This is a genomic window from Oscillatoria nigro-viridis PCC 7112 (assembly GCF_000317475.1).
GTDB lineage: Bacteria > Cyanobacteriota > Cyanobacteriia > Cyanobacteriales > Microcoleaceae > Microcoleus > Microcoleus nigroviridis.
On sequence record NC_019729.1, the window covers coordinates 6,470,287 to 6,488,257 of the forward strand.

The 17,971-nt window shown below is 45.8% G+C and carries 16 protein-coding genes; 5 read left to right on the forward strand and 11 right to left on the reverse strand.

All coding sequences use genetic code 11. The features are described from left to right. Positions 1 to 158: 158 nt before the first annotated feature. On the forward strand, positions 159 to 605 hold the full coding sequence (locus OSC7112_RS27010) for a hypothetical protein (RefSeq protein ID WP_015178864.1): 447 nt from the start codon (positions 159 to 161) through the stop codon (positions 603 to 605). Positions 606 to 867: 262 nt separating this feature from the next. Here OSC7112_RS27010 and OSC7112_RS27015 read toward each other — a convergent pair whose 3' ends face one another. The 3 genes from OSC7112_RS27015 to ntcA all read right to left on the reverse strand — a co-directional run bounded on the left by OSC7112_RS27015 (position 868) and on the right by ntcA (position 3,727). Beyond that, positions 868 to 1,263: a pre-16S rRNA-processing nuclease YqgF gene (locus OSC7112_RS27015; RefSeq protein WP_015178865.1), complete on the reverse strand. Its 396-nt coding sequence runs from the start codon at positions 1,261 to 1,263 to the stop codon at positions 868 to 870. A 29-nt stretch (positions 1,264 to 1,292) separates the two neighbouring features. Beyond that, positions 1,293 to 2,984, reverse strand: a complete 1,692-nt coding sequence (locus OSC7112_RS27020) for a DUF3084 family protein (RefSeq protein WP_015178866.1) — start codon at positions 2,982 to 2,984, stop codon at positions 1,293 to 1,295. Between the two features lie 77 nt (positions 2,985 to 3,061). Continuing rightward, entirely contained in the window at positions 3,062 to 3,727 is a 666-nt protein-coding gene (gene ntcA, locus OSC7112_RS27025) for a global nitrogen regulator NtcA (protein WP_006634020.1), read from the reverse strand. A gap of 327 nt (positions 3,728 to 4,054) precedes the next feature. Here ntcA and fabI point away from each other — a divergent pair, with 327 nt between their 5' ends. Beyond that, positions 4,055 to 4,831 carry an enoyl-ACP reductase FabI gene (gene fabI / locus OSC7112_RS27030; RefSeq protein ID WP_015178867.1) on the forward strand — a complete coding sequence of 259 codons (777 nt, stop codon included), beginning with the start codon at positions 4,055 to 4,057 and terminating at the stop codon, positions 4,829 to 4,831. Between the two features lie 408 nt (positions 4,832 to 5,239). Continuing rightward, positions 5,240 to 5,878, forward strand: a complete 639-nt coding sequence (gene hisB / locus OSC7112_RS27035; protein ID WP_041623534.1) for an imidazoleglycerol-phosphate dehydratase HisB — start codon at positions 5,240 to 5,242, stop codon at positions 5,876 to 5,878. Positions 5,879 to 5,923: 45 nt separating this feature from the next. Here the strand turns inward: hisB and OSC7112_RS27040 are convergent, their stop codons facing one another. The 6 genes from OSC7112_RS27040 to OSC7112_RS27070 all read right to left on the reverse strand — a co-directional run bounded on the left by OSC7112_RS27040 (position 5,924) and on the right by OSC7112_RS27070 (position 13,488). Beyond that, the gene (locus tag OSC7112_RS27040; protein ID WP_015178869.1) at positions 5,924 to 6,874 is read right to left on the reverse strand and encodes a PmeII family type II restriction endonuclease; all 951 of its coding nucleotides are present in this window, start codon (positions 6,872 to 6,874) and stop codon (positions 5,924 to 5,926) included. A gap of 34 nt (positions 6,875 to 6,908) precedes the next feature. After that, entirely contained in the window at positions 6,909 to 8,084 is a 1,176-nt protein-coding gene (locus tag OSC7112_RS27045; protein ID WP_015178870.1) for a DNA cytosine methyltransferase, read from the reverse strand. A gap of 49 nt (positions 8,085 to 8,133) precedes the next feature. Continuing rightward, complete coding sequence (locus OSC7112_RS36230; RefSeq protein ID WP_015178871.1) at positions 8,134 to 8,973, reverse strand: TdeIII family type II restriction endonuclease; 840 nt, start codon at positions 8,971 to 8,973, stop codon at positions 8,134 to 8,136. A 328-nt stretch (positions 8,974 to 9,301) separates the two neighbouring features. Beyond that, positions 9,302 to 9,754, reverse strand: coding sequence for a DUF7689 domain-containing protein (locus OSC7112_RS27060; protein WP_015178873.1), 453 nt, complete (start codon positions 9,752 to 9,754; stop codon positions 9,302 to 9,304). Further along, positions 9,744 to 10,088 carry a hypothetical protein gene (locus tag OSC7112_RS27065; RefSeq protein ID WP_015178874.1) on the reverse strand — a complete coding sequence of 115 codons (345 nt, stop codon included), beginning with the start codon at positions 10,086 to 10,088 and terminating at the stop codon, positions 9,744 to 9,746. Before OSC7112_RS27065 ends, OSC7112_RS27060 begins: the two co-directional genes overlap by 11 nt. A gap of 190 nt (positions 10,089 to 10,278) precedes the next feature. Then, entirely contained in the window at positions 10,279 to 13,488 is a 3,210-nt protein-coding gene (locus tag OSC7112_RS27070; RefSeq protein ID WP_015178875.1) for a glycoside hydrolase family 15 protein, read from the reverse strand. A gap of 111 nt (positions 13,489 to 13,599) precedes the next feature. On the opposite strand from OSC7112_RS27070, the gene OSC7112_RS40240 reads away from it, so the two are divergent. Together OSC7112_RS40240 and OSC7112_RS27075 are read left to right on the forward strand one after the other, a co-directional pair. Beyond that, entirely contained in the window at positions 13,600 to 13,737 is a 138-nt protein-coding gene (locus tag OSC7112_RS40240; RefSeq protein WP_015178876.1) for a hypothetical protein, read from the forward strand. Positions 13,738 to 13,944: 207 nt separating this feature from the next. Then, a complete protein-coding gene (locus tag OSC7112_RS27075; protein WP_015178877.1) occupies positions 13,945 to 14,676 on the forward strand; it encodes a WecB/TagA/CpsF family glycosyltransferase in 732 nt (243 codons plus the stop codon). Between the two features lie 90 nt (positions 14,677 to 14,766). Here the strand turns inward: OSC7112_RS27075 and OSC7112_RS27080 are convergent, their stop codons facing one another. Both OSC7112_RS27080 and OSC7112_RS27085 read right to left on the reverse strand, forming a co-directional pair. Further along, on the reverse strand, positions 14,767 to 15,243 hold the full coding sequence (locus OSC7112_RS27080; RefSeq protein WP_015178878.1) for a GxxExxY protein: 477 nt from the start codon (positions 15,241 to 15,243) through the stop codon (positions 14,767 to 14,769). Positions 15,244 to 15,511: 268 nt separating this feature from the next. Next, positions 15,512 to 17,839, reverse strand: coding sequence for a S8 family serine peptidase (locus OSC7112_RS27085; protein WP_015178879.1), 2,328 nt, complete (start codon positions 17,837 to 17,839; stop codon positions 15,512 to 15,514). Between the last annotated feature and the right edge of the window lie 132 nt (positions 17,840 to 17,971).

The window sequence follows — 17,971 nt, forward strand, 5'->3', positions numbered from 1 at the left end:
TATGTATTTTCACTGGTTTAGGGTGAACCGTTCGCACCTTACTTAAACCGACAGTATACCGTGTTCCCTACACCTCTCACCTCTAACATTAAATATTATTAATATCCAGCAAAGATCGCTTAAGATATAATTATATACTTAAAACCAGGAGTGACAAGATGTTTGATAAAGATAGAGTTAAGGGCATTAAAGGAGTAGTTCTAGTTATGGCAGGCATTAGTGCGATTGGCTTTTTGACTGCCTCAGCAGAAGCAACTGCACTAAATCAACCGATTGGCAAAGTTCAGGCGATCGCACCCAACCCTTTGGGCAATAATCAACCGCTGCAAATTGCTCAAGTTGAGGGATGTCCGAGGGCCGAAATGGTGCAATTTTTCGCAACGCCCAACTTTTCTATATACATTTGCAAAACCCAGGAAGGCGATATTTTTTACCGCGGCCTCAGTAAAATAAATGGCACCCAAATCAATGTCATGCAAGTAACGACAGGTGATGACGGAACTTATGAAGCGACTAACGGCAATATTATCTATTCGATTAACCCCGAACGGCTACAAGTCCGGCAGAATGGTAAGGTAATCTTGACCGAAGCTGTCATCAAGTAACACTAACTGTTATTTAATGATAAATTCACTAAATTTAGGGTGTATTTTATTTAATATTATGTCCGATCGATTAACCATAATATGCCGATGGGGGCGGGTTTTTAATATTGTCAATTATTGGCAGGTATTGTTGGTGAACCCGCCCCTACAAAAATTGTGATCGCTCGATTGGACATGATTTAAGTTAAAAATTTAATATCCACCAAAACATATTGATTCCTTAACAATCAAAGAGAATCCGTGGCAACGCTTATAAAATTGACTAACTTTTGTTCAAATACCTCTGAATTAGGACGATCGCCACAATATCGTCCACCGGTCTCGGCGGCGTCCGCATTCCCTCGGGAATCAAGCGAGAAAGTCCCGTCGGAGGGTACATTTGCCAGTAGCGTTCCCTCGCTTCTAAACTGCTGTACCTCTCGTCCACCTGAACAATTTCGATCTCCGGCGACAAACTCTGCGTCAGTTTTTGTTTCCAACTCTTAGAAGTCGTTTGATCTCCGATCACCAATAACTCAATGGGAAACTGTCCGCACAAAGATTGAATAGTAGAAATTGCACTTTCGGAGGGTACAACTTGATGGTAGCAGACCTTCTTATCTCTACCCATTACAGCTATGCCGCATTTGTCTTTACCCGGATCGAAACCTAAAATCATAGCCAGTTACCCATTATTAATTACCAAATTTAATTTTTAATTTTCAAGTCTCCTGGGCCTTGTTTTTGTTGCCCGGTGCGGAAAACAACGGCTCCGTTTTCTAGAGCCACTAAATCTATTTTAAGCGGGCCGGCGATGTAAGTGACATCTGCTGCGATCGCCTGAACGTCCAGAGGTTTCTCGTACTGCTGCAATCGCTCGATAAAACCAGCTAAAGTTTCAACCTGATTGTCGGCAACTTGTACTCTACCGCCGACAACACCGATCAGGCGAGCGCGAAATTGACAAGCTTCTATCAATTGCAGCAACTGCTGCCGCACCTGTTCGTCGGTCAAAGTCACGGGATCGACAGCAACTCCTGCAATCACATCTCCAGCGCGGAACACAACTCGATTGATTTCTGCTTCTGCAAATACCTTAATTACCTTTTCTTCCCGCAGGTAATTAGCGCCGGCGACAATTCGCACCACGTAATCTTGACCGTCTTTAACCTGATTAATTAGTTGATCGATTTCAGCTTTAGTAATTTGAATAACCTGGTCTCTAACCTTCTTATTTTCCGGCTGCATGAGTCCGACGGTGGTTTTATTTGCTTCTTGCAAGAGCCGATCGATCGCCCGACTCGCCATACCGGGTTCAATAATGCGAACTACGCCAGCAGCTAAAATTTGACCGCGCCTGATGGCAACTGTACCCTCGCGGATTGCCTGAAAATCGCGTTCCAAAACTTGCACTTGCTGCTGCAATAAAGTTTGTTGCTGTTCGAGCTGAGTTTGTTGCTGTGCCAAGGTTTCTAGGAGTGCTTCCCTCTCGGCAATTACTTTGTCGCGCTCGACAATAGTTCGATCGCGCTCGGCGAGATTTTGCACCCGCTGGGCAATTTCCTTGTCTCGCTGGGCAATTAGTTCGTTGCGATCGACAATTTCTGCGTCTCGCTTGGCAATTTCTCTCTCTCGCTTGGCAATTTCTCGATCGCGCTGGGCAATTTGAGTTTTTACCTGTTCCCGCTGCTCGATTAACTGTTGGCGCTCTTCTTGCAGTTGGGCGATTTCCGAGCCTAAAGTCATTTTTTGAGCCGAAACTGTTTTCAATTGGTTCTCGGTGCGAGCGAGCTGAGCTTGTGTAGTCGATCGGGCAGTTTCAACCAGTTTCAATTGTTCTTCGGTGCGGGATTTAGCTGCTTCCACGCTGCTGAGCTGTTCTTCTGTCTGGGATTTAGCCGCTTCTACCTGACTTAACTGCTCTTCAGTTTTAGACTTGGCTGCTTGCACGCTGTTGAGCTGAGCCCGCAGCGAGTTTAATTTTGTTTGCGTCCGAGCTTGCTCGGCATTAGCTGCTTGGAGGGATTGATTAATTTGCTCTAAATTGGCTCTAGCTTGCGCTTGAGCGGCTCTGGCTCGAGCTAATTCACTTTCAACTCGATTTTTTTCTTGAGTGGCCTGGTTGATTTCTCGGCGGGCGTTGTTGAGCCGTTTTTGAATCTCGTCTATTCTAAAAACTCCGGTTCGCAGCGGCTTGCTAGTCGCAAACAAAATGCCCAGAGTCAGTGCTGACAGGATGCTGCCGGCCATTACTGTCACAACAACAGCAGTATCGCGGGGGCGAAGTTTGAACAAGCTCAACCTTGCCTTGCCGACTTTCGTCCCAAGGCGATCGCTGACAGTGGCGATCACACCCCCCAACACTAAAATTACAAATACCAGGATGTATCCAGCAGTCATTCCGATTTTAGATTTTGGATTTTGGATTTTGGATTGAATCTAAAATCCAAAATCCAAAATCCGATACTTTCTCGGCATCAAGTGAATTGCTGGCTTAAGGCCACCGGGTTGTGGACTGTGATCTTTTTCTTGTGGATCGAGATCATGGTTTCTTGTCTGAGATCCCCGAGCAAACGAGTCACAGTTACCCGTGTCGAGCCGATCGCTTCGGCGATCGCCTGGTGGGACAGCTTCAAATCTATCGTAATCCCCTCTGTACCGGGCACGCCAAAATCTCGGCACAGAATCAGCAAAAAGCTGACGAGTCTCGAACCCATATCTCGGTGGGCCAGCGTTTCGATCATCATCTCGGTTTGCAAAATCCGAGACGACAGTCCCCGCAGCATCACCATAGACAGTTCCGGGTCTTCCTTGAGCGCTTTCTCAACTTGTTCGATCGGCAGCGAGATCAACTCTACCGGCGTAAAGGCTACCGCGTGGTAAAACCTGTCCGATCGGTGTCCCGTAATCAGAGACAGCACCCCAAATACGCTATTTTCGCGCAGGAGGGCGACTGTAATTTCTTCCCCTGCTTCGTACACCCTGGACAGCTTCACAGCACCTCTAATGAGAACGTAGACTCGCTCAGCCGGGTCTCCAGGGAAAAAAATTGTCTTGCCCCGTTCAAAGGTTTCCACAATGGGTGGAAACGCCCCGCCGCTGATTTGGCGGAACACGGCTGCTAGCGGTCTATCATGCGTCACGACTAGATCCTTTGTACTAATCAATACTTTGTAACTTGCCGATTAACCTTATTGAGTAAATATACTTCCCAACCTCCAATATGCAAGGATTCTGTTACTTCCATCTAATGTTAAGGTAAACACACGCTGTATGATTAAATCTAGCCCTTCTCTTAACTTTTTCAATTCCCCCCATGTAGCTCCACAGCAAAATTAATATCAATTGTGTCTCAATTGTGTCTCAATTGTGTCTCAATCAGTTAAATCTGAATCAGTTGTGTCTAAACTGGCGGGGTTGTCGCATAGAGCCAATGAGAACGGTGCTAGTTGCTTCTAGAAGAAATACAGATGATAGATTTGACCGGAAAAAATGCTCTTGTTACGGGCATTGCCAACAATCGCTCGATCGCCTGGGGCATCGCTCAGCAGCTACACAAAGCTGGGGCCAACCTCGGCATAACTTATTTGAAGGACGAGAAAGGCAAGCACGAGCGCAAAGTCGCTGAACTGGTGGAACCGCTCAATCCCAGTCTGTATTTGCCCTGCAATGTCCAAGACGAGAGCGAAATTGAGTCTACTTTTCAAACCATCGCCGACAAGTGGGGCAAGTTAGATGTCCTGATCCACTGTCTGGCGTTTGCTGGCAAGGACGAACTGTCGGGAGACTTCACCAACACTTCGCGCCAAGGTTTCTCCAATGCTTTGGATATTAGCGCTTACTCGCTGGTGCGGCTTTGTGCTGCTGCTAAACCCCTGATGGCCGAGGGCGGCAGTATTCTGACCCTGACTTATTTGGGCGGCGTCCGGGTAGTTCCTAATTATAATGTGATGGGAATTGCTAAAGCGGCTTTGGAAATGAATGTTCGCTATCTGGCTGCTGAACTGGGCCCGTTAAATATTCGGGTAAATGCGATTTCTTCTGGCCCGATTCGGACTCTGGCTTCGTCAGCAGTTGGCGGTATTCTGGACATGATCCACCACGTTGAGGAAGTGGCCCCGCTGCGGCGGACGGTGACTCAGCAGGAAGTGGGAAATGCTGCGGCTTTTCTGTGCAGCAATCTCGCTAGCGGGATTACGGGTCAAGTTTTGTATGTCGATGCCGGTTACGAAATCATGGGAATGTAACAGTTGTCGATTATTTTGAGTTATGTAGGGGCGGGTTTAGACAATAAACTTTAACTTTAACAAGTAAGTTTGATCTCGCATCTTCTTGCACCATTTTCAAGAACTTGTAGGGGCGGGTTCACCAAAAACTTTCTCCGGTGACAGACAGGTTAAATACACCCGCCCCCACCCACTCGCATCTTCTTGCACCATTTTCAAGAACTTGTAGGGGCGGGTTCACCAAAAACTTTCTCCGGTGACAGACAGGTTAAATACACCCGCCCCCACCCACCCAAAATCCCTTGATTGACATTTGTGTCTGATGTCAGTTGCATGCAGAACCAGCCCCTCGCTTGAGACTCAACACTAAAAAAATCCTGTTCTCAAATTACTAATTATCAATAACTAATGAATGACCCATTGCAAATTATGGAGATAATCGATCGCCCTTCTCTTCCTCCTGCAAATTCAGTTCAACCAGCTAGGGCCGCCTTGGTGAAACGCACGACACTGGAAACGGATGTCACTGCCAGCCTCAATCTCGACGGTGTGGGAACTTGCAAGGCGTCTACGGGGATTCCATTTTTAGACCATATGTTGCACCAGATTGCTTCTCACGGATTGATCGATTTGGACGTGCAGGCGATCGGGGATTTGGAGATTGACGACCACCACACGAACGAGGATGTGGGAATTACCTTGGGCCAAGCCCTAGCAAAAGCAGTCGGGGATCGATCGGGCATTTCTCGTTTCGGACATTTCATCGCACCTTTGGATGAAGCTTTAATTGAAGTAGTGCTAGACTTTTCGGGACGGCCTCACTTAAGTTACGGCTTGGAAATTCCCAACCAGCGGATCGGCACTTACGATACTGAATTAGTGAAAGAGTTTTTTTCGGCGGTGGTGAACCACACTCAGATGACACTGCACATTCGACAGTTGCAGGGCGGAAATTCTCATCACATTGTAGAAGCGGCGTTTAAAGCATTTGCGCGAGCTCTGCGGATGGCGGTGGAAATCGACCCGCGGCGCGCTGCTCGGATTCCGAGTTCTAAAGGGGTTTTGTAGTATGTGGTTTGTAGTAGCGTTTGGGCGCTACTACGAACTTGTAAATCAAAATATATCTGCTATATAGTTAAAAACACCTTGACTTCCCTCGCCGTACTTTCCGATAAATTCAGCGATGATTCGAACGCTACACCTTTCTATAGCTTCATCAATAGAACTTTGTGCTAAAACTTGACGAGCCGACTGACGCAAAACTTCAAACAGATTCACAGTATAGCGAGTATCTTCACTGACAAAATCCCACAGTTCTCGACCTATTAAAGTGATCATTTCCGAATTTGGCAAAATTTGCTTCAGTAAACCAAGTGTTACAGTTTTATTAGTTCTTTTACCGTAAGCTATACCAATATAAGCGCGATCGCCCTCCTGAATTTTTTCCTCAATTTTGGCAGCCCAATATACTATCTGGTCTTTATCCATATCATTCGGGCCGCTTTTTACCTGTATCCAGCATTTCTCGCCATCACTGGTAGTTTTAATTGCATCCCATCCTGACTTGCCGGGTGGACTTTCTGCACTTTCAGAGCAAGATATCAATAGTTTTTGAATAAAAAATCCCATTGAAGTGACAATAGACCTAGTAGCCGTCATATAAACATTGAGCCTGACAACTTCTTCGGGAGTGTCCAGATTTAACGCCCTAATTAAAAATGGGTTGGGATGAATTTTCCCTAAAGTCAGATTTTCAACCATAACTAGCTGTCGCCCAGTAAAATCGCGACAAATGCTGGCTAAAAAATTTTCAGCGATAGTAAGTTGCAGCGACAGCTTGCCTGAAGATATAAATGCTAAAATGCGTTCAATCTCATCGGGAGTAAATCTGAGCGCTCTTTTGCCCGATATGCTGCTGATGCCGTTTCTGAGTGTTGCAGCTTCTAAGTTAAAAAATTCTTCTAACTCAGCAAAGTGACTGGCGAAAGAGCGAGACTTGCTGGCAGGCAATCCTATTTCTTTCTCTAAGACAAATGCTAATAATTCATGAAGTTGCTCGGACACTTTTATTTCTCCTCAACTCTATTTTAAATATTAGTTAACTGAAAAGAGAAAGCTGTTGACTTATTTCTCTTCCTCTAACTTGATCGCCCTTAATTACCTGACAAAGGTACTTACCGATCGCCTCTCCCAATAATACCGGAACTGCATTCCCAATTTGCCGATATTTAGAAGCAGTTGAGCCATAAAAAACCCAATCGTCTGGAAACGTTTGAATTCGGGCGCACTCCCTTACACTCAAAGGACGCAATTCATCGGGATGACACATATCTGTAGCCTTTTGATGAGGACTCGTGGTCACAGTAGGCGATGGTTTCTCCCACGCTAAGCGTCGATAAAAACCAACTTTACCGCCTTCAGATTTATAAGCTCCTCCCATTGCTTCTTGCTTTAATTCGCTGGGTAAATCCCTCCAGTTTTGACCTGCTGTTAACAGGCGCAAATACTTGACGCGACTTTCTGAGTAAGGGACAAATTCTGGCTGAGAATCTACTAAATCTTTTAATCCTTCTCTAAGCGTCAGCCATTTGGGTTTTTTACCAGTACCTTTCTGACTGTAATTTGGGAGGGGTAAAGTAACTGAATCATTACCCTTATAACCAATAAAAATTACTCTTTCTCTAACTTGAGGAACGCCGTAGTCAGCAGTATTGAGCAAATCATACACAACTTCATAACCAATGCGTTTCATCTCTGCCAAAATCACTTGTAAAGCTGCACCGGGCATCTCATCAGCTTCTAACTGGGGGCAACCTAAACCTCGGCGATCGTGAGGTCGATGTCGAATCGGAGCTGACAGCAATCCCTTAACATTTTCCATGATAAAAAAGCGCGGTTTGATTTCGTCAACAATGCGTATGAAATCCATAAATAAGCTGCCGCGCGGATCGCCAACAGACCCCCGTTTTCCGGCTGTGCTGAAGGGTTGGCACGGGGGGCCACCAGTCACTAAATCTACTTCTTCAGCGCGTAGAGGTCTATCTAAACCTAAGATGTGTCCGCCTTCTTCTAATAAAGTTTTAGCGCTGACTTCGCAAATATCTCTCGGTACAGCAGATACGGATAAATGAGGACGATTTAGAGAGATTGTTTTGGTAGCATCAGGCTCGATTTCTACTAAACTTACTGTCTGAAATCCTGCTTTTTCTAGACCTAAATCTAAACCGTATGCTCCCGTAAATAGGCTAATAGTTATCGGTTTGTTGTTAATCACACGTTTAAGCCTCAAGCTTAGATATTGCTGTAATGAAAATTGTACTTTACTAAAATCCAAAAGCAAGAGCATCAAGCATATACTTACCCTTCTCCCGCCCGACTTCTTGATATATATCCAAAAGTTCTTCGTAGGCAGTCTCTCCCCCTATAATATTCCAAAACTCATCTCCCATAATTACAGCTTGTTCAAAGGGCGTATACTTCCTTGCCGCTGACCATTTATAATCTGAACGATTTGGCCCGTAAGGATTGTAAGCCATAGCATAATAACATTGAGCAGCGGGGCGAGACTGTCCGCAAAGTAAATGAAATCTCAGCAGTCGTTGAATGACCTCCAAACATTGTCCTTTGTTGGGTTTTGACCCTTTAATTTCAAATAAAAATTTCCTCCCGTCATGAGATAGCACGTACAAATCTGCTTTGACCGATCGCGTAACTAAATGGTTAGTTTTTTGAGCCTCAAGAACAGCTTCTATCATTTCTTCAAAAGCAGGTTTATTTTCATTTTTGTCTGCTGACTGCTCAAATAGCGCTAGCTGACGCTCAATTTCATGGATAGCCTCTATGCTAACTTCGCCAGAAATTTCATAGCTTCTGCTTGCTTCTTGGTGATGTTCCAAAGCAATGAGTTTTGCACATTCTTCATAAGTTGTGCCCAAACGGCTGCTGAAACCTCTTTCAAACTCGTTAATCCGTAGCAACTCTGACGGCACGATCGCAGTTTGTAATAGTTCGGATTGCTCTGTAGAGGATTGGCCTGATAAATATGCTGCTGGAATATCAAGTTTCGGTATTAGCCGTCCTCTGTATTCATTGACAAGGTTTTCGATGAAAACTTCTAAGTATGCTTTGATTATGACGCGGGTAGTTGAGCTAATAGCTGACATTATTTTACTGCAAATATTCTGTTGACTAGACTTGTGACAAAAGTGAAATATGTTTCTAGTAAGGACTTTAGTCCTTGCTGATGACTTGGCGAAGAAAGGACTTCAGTCCATACTACAAAAAGGTCGAGCGCGACTTTTACAGTCCTGCACGCATGGGGGCCCAGAAACCGGGTTTTTTACGAAAATACTTGATTGTAGCCAGCAGTGCGTAGGTTGGGTTGAGGAACGAACCCTCCGTTTCACTCCGCCCAACATTTTCGCTACAATTTTCCTTAAGTGAACCGTATTGAAGCATAAATTATTGCATAAATTGTTGCAGATACTCGATCTACTTTAGTAGATTTACAGGTCGTTTTAAAATTTGTTGAACTACCCCATAATAATTAGGATTTTCTAAGCCTTTTAATTCATGTTGGATATCTTCCCAATCCCCTAATTTACTTTTCCACATACCATTCTCTTCTTGTATTGCAGCGTGCTGCGGTTCACCGTTATAGGTGTATATTGCTATTTTTTGAAATCCCGGTTCAATCTCACCATTATCGCAACATTCATATCCAATAGTTTGATAAGCCTTGATAAAAGCATCCAACGTTAACTCTCTTGGTACACCATCGGGCCAGTATCCATCTGGGTCTACCGGGTCCCATCTACAGTCCTCTTCGCCAGCTACGAAAGCAAAGCAATTATAATCTACTGTTTCTTCACTTGTTACTTCATATTCAGTATTCTCTAAATTAGGAAATCTCAAGAGTTTGCGATATTCCAGCCTACCATTCATAACCGTGTTCTTTTCCCCATTGTATCCACGCTTGAGCCATTTGTTTCATTCGACCGCGCTGCTCTGGTTTTACCGGATTATCACCAGTAATTGCCCTCAACGCCCAAAACCAATGATCGGGTTTTTGTTCGAGATCGCGAAAAATTAACGGTACAACAGGCTGTCCCATGCCAATAATTCTTTGATAAGCTGGGTGCATTGACTTTTGTGTAACCAATGACAGCATCCTTGTCTGGGCACGCCATTCTTCTGCAAGGCTATTAAACTCCGCTTCGAGTTCTACCTGACTTTTAATCGGGTATTTATAAGTTGTGATGCGATCGGGTAGTTTCATGTCAAGCCGTGGCTACTTCATAAATCTATATTACCTTACCTTCCCAAACTATTCAGCCAATTAGCTAAAGCATAAACAATTCTATTTGAGTAAGGTGCGTCAGACCGGAAAAACTCGATAATCGTTATAGAACTTCATCTGACGCACCCTACAATTCGATTTGAGTGTGACACGCTTGCTTTATTCCTGTCTATCCAAAATGGGTTAAGAATCGGAAAGCATCGAGTACGTGACTCGCACAAACGTAAGGTGAAGTATTGTAAAAACCTTGCCAAGCCGCCGCTTTATCTTCATCATACCTGTCCGCTCTTTCCGGGTGTTTTCCCTGCCAATTCAGCCGCACTGCGTGACCGACTAATACATCTAAAACGATATATTCTTCTACTTGCAATTCTGGGTTGCGCTGGCCAATTGCGGCCAACTCCATCAGCGCCTCAATATTGACTTGTCGGTATTCTGGCGCCACAATTTTATTTAGCAAATGCTCAATTTGTAGCGCGAAATTCTTTTCCCCAGGCGTCATTTCCGATAAAATGATATGGCTATCTAACCGATTGCGCCGCTCTAATTTGTCGCCAATTATCAAGCCTTTGCAGTGCCGCAGCAGTCCCCACACACTCGGATAAAAATCCTTCGGTACGCGATTGACTGCACCTTCCATTTGCCGCTTCCGGCGCCATCCTCCCGCAGGCATTTGCGGTTCTTCGGAAACTGGCACTACTACCCATTCAATATCTTTTTCCGGCTGTTTGACGCGCAGGGATTCTTGCTGTTTGAGGATTTGATTCATTTCCTCGTATTCTGTCAACACTTGGCGCAGGCGATTTTTGATTTCAAAGGGACTTAGCTGCATTAAATATTCGTAAGCTTCATTTTGCGTAACTCGCAACTCGCGGGCTAATTCGCTTGTTAAAAGCAAAATAAAGTAGCTAACTCTCAGCGTCAGCAGGCCTTTAAATAACTGCGGTTCGGCTTTAATTAGCAAGCCTAGGTAGATGAGAACTTCTTGAGTTAGAACTCGATCGCGAATGTCTTCTCCGCAGAATTGGCGAATTTTGTCCATCACTTCCGTGTAAGATCCCGGCCGCGAAATTATCGAATCTTCGCTGTAGGCTTTCCCCACAGCAATCTGTTTTTGCCGCACCAAAATGTCTGTCACCGCATCGGACAAGCTGATATCAACTTTGTCCAGCAAACCTGCGGCATGGCGGATGACTGCCCATTGGATTTTTGATTGCGAACTTTCTCCAGCTTTTGTATAAACTTCGTTGAGCAAATCCACTACTTTAACTGTTTGTTCTGCACCTCCAAATCCTGTATCAAAATTTAATCCTTTGAGGCGAACTAACGTGTGCAGCAACTCAATTTGTTCGTACAAATTTTCTGAATCGCGCAGGCTACTTAGCAAGAATTGAGTATTAGTTTCGCACTCTAATTTGAATTCTTGCGTGTGACCCAAAGGCCAAGTTTTTTCATGCTTGTAAGTTAGATAGCTGCGCGTTTCTACTGCACCTGTCACCGGAGATTCGGTAAATTCAAAATCGTGCATGAAATCAATTCTCTCGGTGCCAGCGGTCAGCATTAACTGCTTGAGATTTCCCAGTTTTACAGGCGTATTTTCTGAGAGTCCGTCTCGGAGTTCCTTCATTAATTCCAGCAGCGCTTCCCGGCCGGTTTCCAGCATGGTATGAGTCAACATCAGCGTTACCGTGGGGCGTCCCAACTGATACCAGTGGCGGTGAATGTGAGCTATTTCGCTTTTGATTTTAGATACTAGGAAATGGTAATCTAGAGTTAGGTAAAATTCTTGTCTGTCCAAAAATGAGGGGAGAAATACGATCGCCTCTTCGCGAATTTTAAACACCCGAGAAGTTGTTAAACTCCGCAAACGGCGCACGGGGCGGCCGGTTAAGCCTAATTGGTCGTTTCGTCCAATTTGCGTGTAAATAGCTGATAATTCTTTAGTCTGGCGGACTTGAATTGGTTCTACCTGTTTTGGGGTTTGCGCCGCAATACCGTTAGCGGCTAATTCTGCTTGCAAATATTCGTCTTCAGCTAACAGTGCAATTTGCACTAAAGGTTCTCTGTGTTGACCCACTGACAGGTGCCTTCCCAGCGGGTCGATGTCGCCAACTGCGATTAATCCTTCGTTCAGCAATTGACCGAGAAAATACAGACTTTGCGCCCAAACTAGGGGAATATTTTCATTCGGTAAGCGCTGCTGGCTGCTGGGATTTAGCTTTTCTGCTTCTATATTTTCGGCGGGGACGTAGTACAATTCGGGTAGCAGCGGCAAACCAGAGCGATCGACTGCCAGAGATTCCAAACGCTGCTGGTACTCTTGCACTTGAGCTTGATTTCCCTGAAATATGCCGTCCAAGAATAAATAAGTGAAAAATAGCGGCCACTCGCATTCAATGTGATCGAACTGCCTTAATTCTGTGGGTTCGTAGTGCAGGCGATCGGCATCTTCCAACACTGTTTGGTGTCCGTCCCGCAGAAACCGCTTGCAGCCGTATTTTCCTTGCAATTTGTCAATAATCTTATTTCGAGTCCGTTCTATTAATTCTCGATCTTCAACAGCAAAAGCCGGAAAACTAATCACGCTCAATAAAGCAGCATCTACTTCTTTTGAACTAGATTCGCGAGGCAAAAGTGATTCCAAAGTAATGCGACTTCTGGCAATTTCGTCTGGCAAAACGTGAATAACCGATGCTTGAGAGCCTTTAATCCCGAACAAATCTAACCCATTTATTGCTTCCAGCGCTGCTTTGGCCATGCCAACTGAACTGGCGTTCAATTCTGCATTACCGCGATTGATTTTATGGCCTCTTTCCCAAATTCCGTAATCCGGCGTGCGGTAAGCTCTACCGATGTAGTAAACTAAATTCTGCACGAAATTGACTTCATCTATTGTGAAAATTACGTGCAGCCCGGAAGCCGTCATTTGAGCAAGAATTAATAAGAATATAGATGTAGCGTCTAACTGTAAATGTCCCCACTTGTCATCACCGACAACAATACTTCCAGTTTGAGTATTGTATTTAGCGTGCAGGGCATCTAGCGGCGACTGAGTATTTTTAAAACGTTCTACTTTGCTCGATTGCTGCATCATCGCAAACAGCAAGCCGCGCATCAGTTTGACTGTGCTGTGTTCGAGTTCAAATGTCCTGCCCCGATCGGCATCAATTTTGCGGTAAGCTAAACCCAAACCCCAAACCGCGAGAATGCTGTACACGTTGTCGCGCACCCAGGCATCGGTGTAGTCGCCGTGAGCGTTAACGGCCGTACTCGCCGGCAGCAAACCAGTAATTGGATTTTGGCGCTTGAGGATGATGTTTTTGATTTGCTGGTAGTAATAATCTAACCTGGTTTCCCGCTGGGTTTTTGCGATCGCCATTTCGTTTTCCTTGTTTTTCCTGATGCGAGTAGATTTGGGGGGAATAGACTTTTAAATATATCAGAGATTAGATCTTTTCTCAAGTTATCCAAACACAAGAAGGTAACAGTCATGTCTACCCACAACCACAATAACAACAGCGTTCCTTTCGTGAAAGTTGTCTACTCTACAGTGAAAATCAATGGTAAAATTGAGCTAGTACCTATGGAATGGTACGCTGACGGGTCGGTCAAAAAAATCGAACACTAATGCTCGATCGCACTTGGCTGGCCAACTCTAATCAACTTGCGCGACCCGTCGCTTACAAAAAAACCCGTTTCTGGGCCACCGAACGATTACTTAACAGACTGTTGGTGGCACCAACCGGGTTTTTTGCGTCCAAGACTGCTCTAGCGTCGATCGCCAATCTAAGCTAATTTAAATAACTAGGTGTGTAGGAATCTCAAAGAAAAAAATATGGATCGATCGCGCCCGCAATTTTCAGTGCTGGGACTACCAGTTCACATATTAGATGATTATGCAGGTTGGCTGATGCAGCGCCTGCATCAAGGATTGGGAAGTCACGTCGTGACGCTGAATGCTGAAATGGCGATGCAAGCCGAGCAAAATCCGGCTTTAGCGGATGTAATTCGCTCTGCTGAACTCGTGATTCCCGACGGTTCGGGAGTGGTGCTGTACTTGAGGCTGCGCGGCAAACCGGCCCAGCGCTATCCGGGGATTGAATTAGCAGAATCGCTGCTGCAAGCAGCCGGAAAATTGCCGGATTCGCAACCAGTATTTTTCTATGGAGGTTTCCCCGGAGTAGCGGCTGCTGCTGCAGAAACTTGGCAGCAAAAGGTTAACGGATTGTCGATTGCTTCTCAACACGGTTATCTGGCCGCAGATGAAGAAAAAGACTTCCGTGAAAGCCTCAACAAAATGCAGCCAAAACTAATTTTTGTAGGATTGGGAGTGCCGCGCCAAGAATTTTGGATTGCCGAACACCGACACCTTTGCCCTCAGTCAATTTGGGTGGGAGTAGGCGGCAGTTTCGATATTTGGGCGGGAAAAAAAGACCGCGCGCCTGCTTGGTTTTGCGACAATCATTTAGAATGGCTGTACCGGCTTTATCAAGAACCTTGGCGGTGGCGCAGGATGTTAGCTTTGCCACAATTTGCATTGAAAGCTTTGGGGGATTTGCGAGGGTAAATTAGGTGTAAGCACGACACTGATTTTGACACGGATACACGGATGAATTGAATCATCTTACTATTCGCTACTGATTAGCGCAATCTGGGTCTAAAACGGAGTCTCTTCTTGACTTCGTTTTTGAGCTTGCAGCCAGTCAGGGACAAATATCCACTGATGGTTGTCGCGAAACTCAGTAGCTTGAGGTGAGGGAAATACACGCCGCGATAGCAGTCTTCTGTCACCAAAATTCATTAATAAACCAATGGGTAAAGCCGTGTGATTTAAGTAAGTAATGACTTGTCCCAAATACTTGTTATGAAGTGTAGCGAAGGCTTTGATTTCCAGAATAACTTTGTTTTCAATAATAAAATCTGGAATGTACAAACCAAGTAATTGCCCGTTATAGTAAACGGGAAGGTTTTTTTGTGGCTCAAAAGCGATTCCCTCTTTTGTCAGTTGTTGTTCGAGTTTTTCCTGATAAATTGCTTCTTTGTAACCAGGCCCAAGCTGTCTGTGAACGGCCATACCTGCACCTATGATCCGATAAGTTAGGTCTTCATGTGGAGCGTGAATCTTTTCGCCCATTTTTTTATATCCAATTGTTGAGATGCTTTTTTCTTTATTTTGGCATAGCACCCAAAAAATTCACCCAGACAGAAAATTTTTTTCTCTAGAAAGCACAGCACTACACGGATTTTGACACGGATACACGGATGGTTTGACTCATCTGAGGTTTAGGTAATTGGCTAATTTGGCTATCCTCCGTGTATCCGTGTTTATCCGTGTCGTGCTGGTTGCTGCTTGTCTCCTCGCGGGGAAGAGGAGGGAAGTTCTTGCTACGAACCAATTGCCATTAGACAATGTAAGGAGAATCGATCGCTTTTGCCCGATTAATCGCCACCAAAGCTTGGTAAATCAAAACCGAAATCTCACCGCGGGTAATATCCTGCTGCGGCGAAAGCCAATCGCGGGAAGGATAATTAACCACAATCTTCAAAGCAGTTGCTGCGGCGATCGCACTCAAAGCATAATTAGGAATTTGAGAACGATCGATGTAAACTTTCAAAGAATCAGGATTGCCCCCTTTAAGTTCCAAACCGTTAACCAAAGACACGATCGCCTCAGCCTTAGTCAAATTCTGATTCGGGCCGAACTTCAACCCCGGAAACCCCGCCAAAAACCCCCCCCGATTTGCCCGTTCGATCGCACTTCTCGCCCAAAAACTAGCAGAAACATCAATAAAATTTGTAGCCGGCAACCTCGGAATCGGACTAAACGCACTCACCAACAGCGCCGCATATTGAGCGCGGTTTAAACTGTCATCAGCCCGAAAAGAACCGTCAGGAAAACCGCTAATTATATTCGCCGCCGCCAAAGCTTCAATAAACTTCTGTGCCCAATGTCCAGAAATATCGCTGAACACCAGACCCCCGATATTTGGATTGCCGCCGCCCTTTCTCACTGCAGCTTGCACAGCTTTAAAAGCATTCACTTTCCCGTAACCAAACCAATCGCTGCGACCGTTGTTAGGATCGTAATTTCCCATGCGATTGCCCAACTGGGGATCGGGATCGGGATCGACAATTTTCTCAGCAGTTTGTTCGAGAATTCCCCGCACTTCCCGCGCCGTCAAACGGGGGTTGGCCGAAAGTATCAACCCTGCAACCCCAGCGACTACTGGAGTGGCGCTGGAAGTACCCCCAAAGGTATTTGTGTAGTCCCCCGAATCGTAGCCGGCAAGCCCGACTCGATCGGCAGTAAACACCCCCAAACCGGGCAAATACTGCGTCACCTCCGGCGGCGTGCCGATAAATCCGGTTTCTGGCAACCAAGTTCCCGGCGGCGCGTTGTTGCTGGGGGCGCAAACCGAGATGCTGGTGCCCCAATTGCTGTAAGCTGCTTTTTTGTTGAGGGAAGTGGAAGCGCTGACGGCAATTACGTCTGGGTGAACGGCAAATCCTGCCAGCCATCTAGTTTGACCGCCCAGGACGTTGTCGGGCCAGCCTTTCTCGTTAACAGTACCGTTGACTGGGCGGTTGGCATTGCCCGCAGCGAACAGAATAACGCAGCCTCTGCCGCCCCGCCCTTGGGTTGCTGCTTTGGTGATGACGGCACTCTGCCGCAGGGAAAGGGGATAGTAAACTGCTGAAGGCCCCCAACTGCAAGAAATGACGGCGGCACCTTTTTCGATCGCCCAATTAAATATTTTTTCGACAGAATCGTCATCGAGAAAACCCGTGGTACGGATGGGCATCAGGGCGCAGCCGGGGGCGACGCCGACAATGCCTTTGCCGTTTTCTTCAGCAACGGCGACGCCTGCACAACTTGTGCCGTGGTTGTCTGAGTCGGCGACTGGCATGGGGGAAGTGTCGCCCTCTTTGAAATCGATGGGTGAGACGATTTTGCCTTGGCCTTGAAAATCTGGGTGGGTGATGTCAACTGAATCGTCGGCGATGGCAATTACGATCGATCGAACTCCGCGAGTCATGTCCCAAGCTGGTTCTGCATAAATTTGAGCGCCGCCGACAAGTTCCTTGCCGCCTTTGTTGTTGAGATACCACTGTTTGGGATAAAGGGGATCGCGGGGCGTATAATGCTGCTGCGTCTCTACTACAATGTTTGGTTCTGCTACGAGAACTTCTGGATATCTTGTCAGGCGGTTGGCAATTTTGACCGGGTTTTCTGTTGCTTGTTTTGTGATTTGGCAGACGAAAGTGTTGGGAATTCCTTCTACTGGTCGGACTATTTTTAAAGCTGCTGCATTGGCGATCCCCTTTCGCAATTGTTCGTCTACTTGTTCGCCAAATTGAATCGTAATTTGGTCGGTTAAATAAAAGAATGTACTCGGATTGTTCGCGGGGCAATAGACGTGGCTGGCAAAAGCTACGGCATCGCTGGTGCGGGCTGCTTGCATTGCTGCTTCTAGGCGATCGGGCGAAACGAGATATTCTTCGAGATTGGTTTGGCCGATGCGGCGGTTGAGTTTTGCCCCTGTTGTTGCGGCCCAATCGTTTGAGGCTGATGCTGTTGGTGAGGGGCGAATCGTAAAGCGATCGTCCGCTTTTGACAGCAGCAATTCATCGCCGCCGCGCTGCAAAATCACTGCCAGACTTTCATCGGGTACTCCAATTCCTTGATAGTTTTGGAGAGTGTCGGAGGTCGGTTTGTTTGGTTGTACCATCAGAAATGCTTTTGTTTAATTTCACTCCAGTCTTACTATATTCTCGCTTAACAGGCAGGATGCCTGTGAAGCGAAGACTAAATTTTCTTGTGGGGTGGGCATCTTGCCTGTTCCACAAAAGATAAATTTTCT